This window comes from Streptomyces sp. NPDC057638, from assembly GCF_042800315.1.
Taxonomy (GTDB): Bacteria; Actinomycetota; Actinomycetes; order Streptomycetales; family Streptomycetaceae; genus Streptomyces.
In genome coordinates, this window is the sequence record NZ_JBHVHF010000515.1 from 1 (window position 1) to 3,358 (window position 3,358).

3 protein-coding genes and 1 CRISPR repeat array are annotated in these 3,358 nt (G+C 69.1%); all 3 genes read right to left on the bottom strand.

Going from position 1 to position 3,358, the window contains the following annotated elements:
• The first annotated feature begins 257 nt into the window (after positions 1-257).
• A CRISPR array of direct repeats spans positions 258-467; the repeat unit is 28 nt; unit sequence ATGGGCCCCGCGCGAGCGGGGATGGACC.
• Positions 468-724: 257 nt separating this feature from the next.
• Entirely contained in the window at positions 725-1,231 is a 507-nt protein-coding gene (locus ACFVIM_RS34150) for a hypothetical protein (RefSeq protein WP_384310001.1), read from the bottom strand.
• Between the two features lie 280 nt (positions 1,232-1,511).
• The gene (locus ACFVIM_RS34155) at positions 1,512-2,366 is read right to left on the bottom strand and encodes a helix-turn-helix domain-containing protein (RefSeq protein WP_384310004.1); all 855 of its coding nucleotides are present in this window, start codon (positions 2,364-2,366) and stop codon (positions 1,512-1,514) included.
• Positions 2,363-3,094 (bottom strand): DUF6879 family protein, encoded by a 732-nt coding sequence (locus ACFVIM_RS34160; protein ID WP_384310006.1) that lies wholly within the window; start codon positions 3,092-3,094, stop codon positions 2,363-2,365. Before ACFVIM_RS34160 ends, ACFVIM_RS34155 begins: the two co-directional genes overlap by 4 nt.
• Positions 3,095-3,358 lie beyond the last annotated feature (264 nt).

Below are 3,358 nucleotides of genomic sequence, written 5' to 3' on the forward strand. Positions count from 1 at the left end.
CTCTTGTTGAGCCCGGCCCCGTCCGTATGGTCTCTGGCGACCGTCGCGTACGGCCCGATGCAGGTCCGTACATGACGAACCGCCTTGCGGAGGAGTCGGTACGACCGCTGGCGCTGGGTCGGAAGGGCCTGAGCCAGGAAGGCAGGCATGCCGGTAGCGTGGGGACGTCTAGGAGTTGAGGTAGGGGGACTGTGGTGACCCGAAAGCAACTAAAGGAAAATCGTGTTACCCGCCGGTAGAACCCCAGGTCAGGAAGTATGGGCCCCGCGCGAGCGGGGATGGACCGGGATCTCCGGGCACCCGGCCCGCGTCCAGCTCATGGGCCCCGCGCGAGCGGGGATGGACCGACGTTCTGCATCGAGGCGTAGACATCCGCCCGATGGGCCCCGCGCGAGCGGGGATGGACCTTGAACGCCGGTTGAAGTCGGTCGAGCACGAACATGGCCCCGCGCGAGCGGGAGTGGGACCGGGCGCTGGACGTCCGCTCCCACGGACGAGGCGCAGCGGAGGTGAGCGCGTCAGTAGGGCCCGAAGCGAGGTCGAGCCCGCGCCCTCGTCGCTCGGTTGTGCCCCGGGCCGCAGTTCTTGTGCGCCCACGGGTCTGGACGGGCGCCGGACATGGCGCCTTCCGCGCCGCCCAGCCGGGCGACTTCCGTCTCCCCGTGCAGGGACCAACCACAGAAGCAGCAGTGCTCACCTGGTGGTGGGCCGTCCATGGGCCCGGTCACTGGGCTGCCGCCGTCAGGCGCAGATGCCCTACCTGGACCAGGTCTGCGACGTCGCGCGGCTGGCACAGTGCCCCGGGCCATGGCATCTGCACACGCCAGTGCGGACCGTGTTGTGTGTCCAGTGCCGGGACGGGGACGCCGAGCCATGCGCCGCGGCCGAGGCATTGGGCGTATCCGGTCCGCCAGGTCTCGGTGGTCTGGGGCGGGACGAGCGCGTAGTAGCGGTTCCGCCACGGGTCGGAGATCACTGGCCCGTGGAGGCGGCTCAGGAGGTCGGTCACACCGCCGTGGGTAGTGGCGTCGGCGGCGGCGTGCACGGTGTCGGCGGTGATCCGGATCGCGTCGAAGAGGCGGCCAAGAGGCAGTATCGCGGGGCCTTCGTACCAGGCGTCCCACACGGTGATGGGGCGGTCGTGTGCGGAGGCGAGCCAGTCCGCGCAGGCCTCGGCGGGCGGTTTGGCGACGAGGGAGACGCGGAGCGCGGCGCGGAGCTGGGCGTTCACGCCGCCTCCGGGAGGGGGCTCGGCGTGGACTCGCCGCACGACGGGGCACAGACGGCGATGGCGTACGGCGGGGCCGACGCGCGCTCAGCCCACCGCAGGGTGGTCACAGCGGGCGCCCGGCCGCGACGCACATGGCACCAGCCAGTCGGCGCGCGGTCGGGGGTGTGCTCGGGGGGTTTGGTCACGATGGCCTCCGGGAGGACGGGGCACGACCCGACCGACCGTAGACACTGCAATTGCGGGCCCGCACCCTGATTGCGCGGGATTGCGCACACGCCCCCTACGCGTGCCCCGGATTGCTCAGGCGCGCACGTGCACGCGCGATCAGCCTGTACGCGGGCTGGCCGTACACAGCGGCCTCGTGGAGGATCGCCCATTCCTGCCGGTACAGCTCCAGGTCCTCGGCCGAGTCCAGAGACAGCTCCGCGTTGCAGGTCTCAGCGACGACGAGTCGATCGTCCATGATCCAGAAGCCATGGGAGGGGGAGAACCGCGTACGGACCCCGAGCGGGATGATCCCCAGATTCACGGTGTCCAGCCCTGCAAGGACCGCAAGCCGGTCGAGCTGGGCCGAAGTGTCGGCTGGATCAGGGCAGCGGACGACGTAGAGGGCGGCCTCCCACATCAGAGCGTGGAAGAGATGACCCCGTTCGTAGAGCGCTTCCTGGCGGCGCATCCGGGCCCGGACGCCGTCCTCGACGTCGGGCGGCGACCCATGCTGGGCCGAAACATCGGTCAAGACGGCCCTGGCGTACTCGGGCGTCTGGAAGATCCCGGGTACGATTCCCGGCTCGAAGAGGTGGACGACCCGGGTGACTCGCTCCTGATCAGCGTGCCCGTCCTGGACCGCCCGGTGGCCGCCAGAGAGGACGCGCCGCCACGACCGGTAGTGGGTGTCCAGCGCGGTGAGCTGGCGCCGGAGATCGGCCGCTACCTCCGGCGCACCCACGGCACGAGCCCATGCCTCTAAGTCGTGTGCGCTGGCGGTCTGCTTGCCGTGCTCCAGCCGCGACACTTTCGACCGCTGCCACCCGAGTCGCTCGGCAAGCCCCATCCCCGACAGCCCGGCCTCGGTGCGCAGCCCGCGCAGTCGCGCACCGAGGGCCTCGCGGGCTTGCTGGAAATCTGTGCTCACAACTGCCCGGCGAAGTCCGCGTGCTTGATGGCGTGGTGCCAAGCGGCGTCCCGGATCTGGCAGAACCGGGCGATGACGACAGGATCCTTGATCAACTCGGAGCCGAGGTACTCGTTCGCGTCATCGAAGTGCAACACCAGCGCTTCCCGTGAATCGAACAGCCAGAAGTCCTCAGATCCGAGGCCCAGTCGCTCCGCGTCCGCCCGCCACAGAGTGCGGATGTCTTCTCCTGACCGGTTGTTGGTCTCAGCCGTCGCGAACAGAAACCGCTGCTCCGGTGTCGGCTGCGCGTCGACCAGGCGTACCCTCTCGAAGCGCTTGCCTTGGGCGGTCTGCTTCCGGACGTTGGCGTACCAGGGGAGGTGGCTCTCGTCGGGAAACTCTCCCGTCTCCAGCCACGCGGTGTAGTCCTCATCGAGGTCGGAGGCGTACCCGCGTCGGGTCTCCAGGCGCCAAGCCGTGTGCTCGAACTGCTCGAAGTAGTCGCTGAAGCTGTCGTCGTTGATGAACGTGGGTGGAACTGTGCGCTCGCCGGTAGGAGCGAAGCGGGTGATCACATCGCGTGGGACGGCGACGAAGGACTCGTTGGTGAGGACGTCGACCGCGCCCGTGGGGTCGGTCACGGTGCGCCCTTGGACGATGATCTCGCCCGTGTCCAGATCGTCATACAGAGTCGGGCACTTGCCCTGCTTGCTGGTGGTGCCGAGCATGCGGAGCCTGTGAGTCATGAGGGTCCCCTTGGTCGGTGTCTTTGAGTGCTGCGGGCACGGTAGCGCTGGCGCCCACTGTCCGTCATCGGAAACCCACGAACCGTTACGCTCGTGCTGGCGGGGATGGAGCTGACTGGGGCTTCTGGGGCTTCACCATGGAGGCATGGCCCCCGCGAGCGGGGGCGGGCTTCGGCCGTCCGCGATCACAGGGGGTGGTGCTGGTCATCGGGAATCGACCGGGGCGGCTGGTGCCGGCCGGTCGATTCCGGCGCTACTGATTGC

What these genes read in the sequence shown, in the direction of transcription:
- ACFVIM_RS34160 (WP_384310006.1), bottom strand. Translation starts at nt 3,094, where the DNA reads ATGACTCACAGGCTCCGCATGCTCGGCACCACCAGCAAGCAGGGCAAG.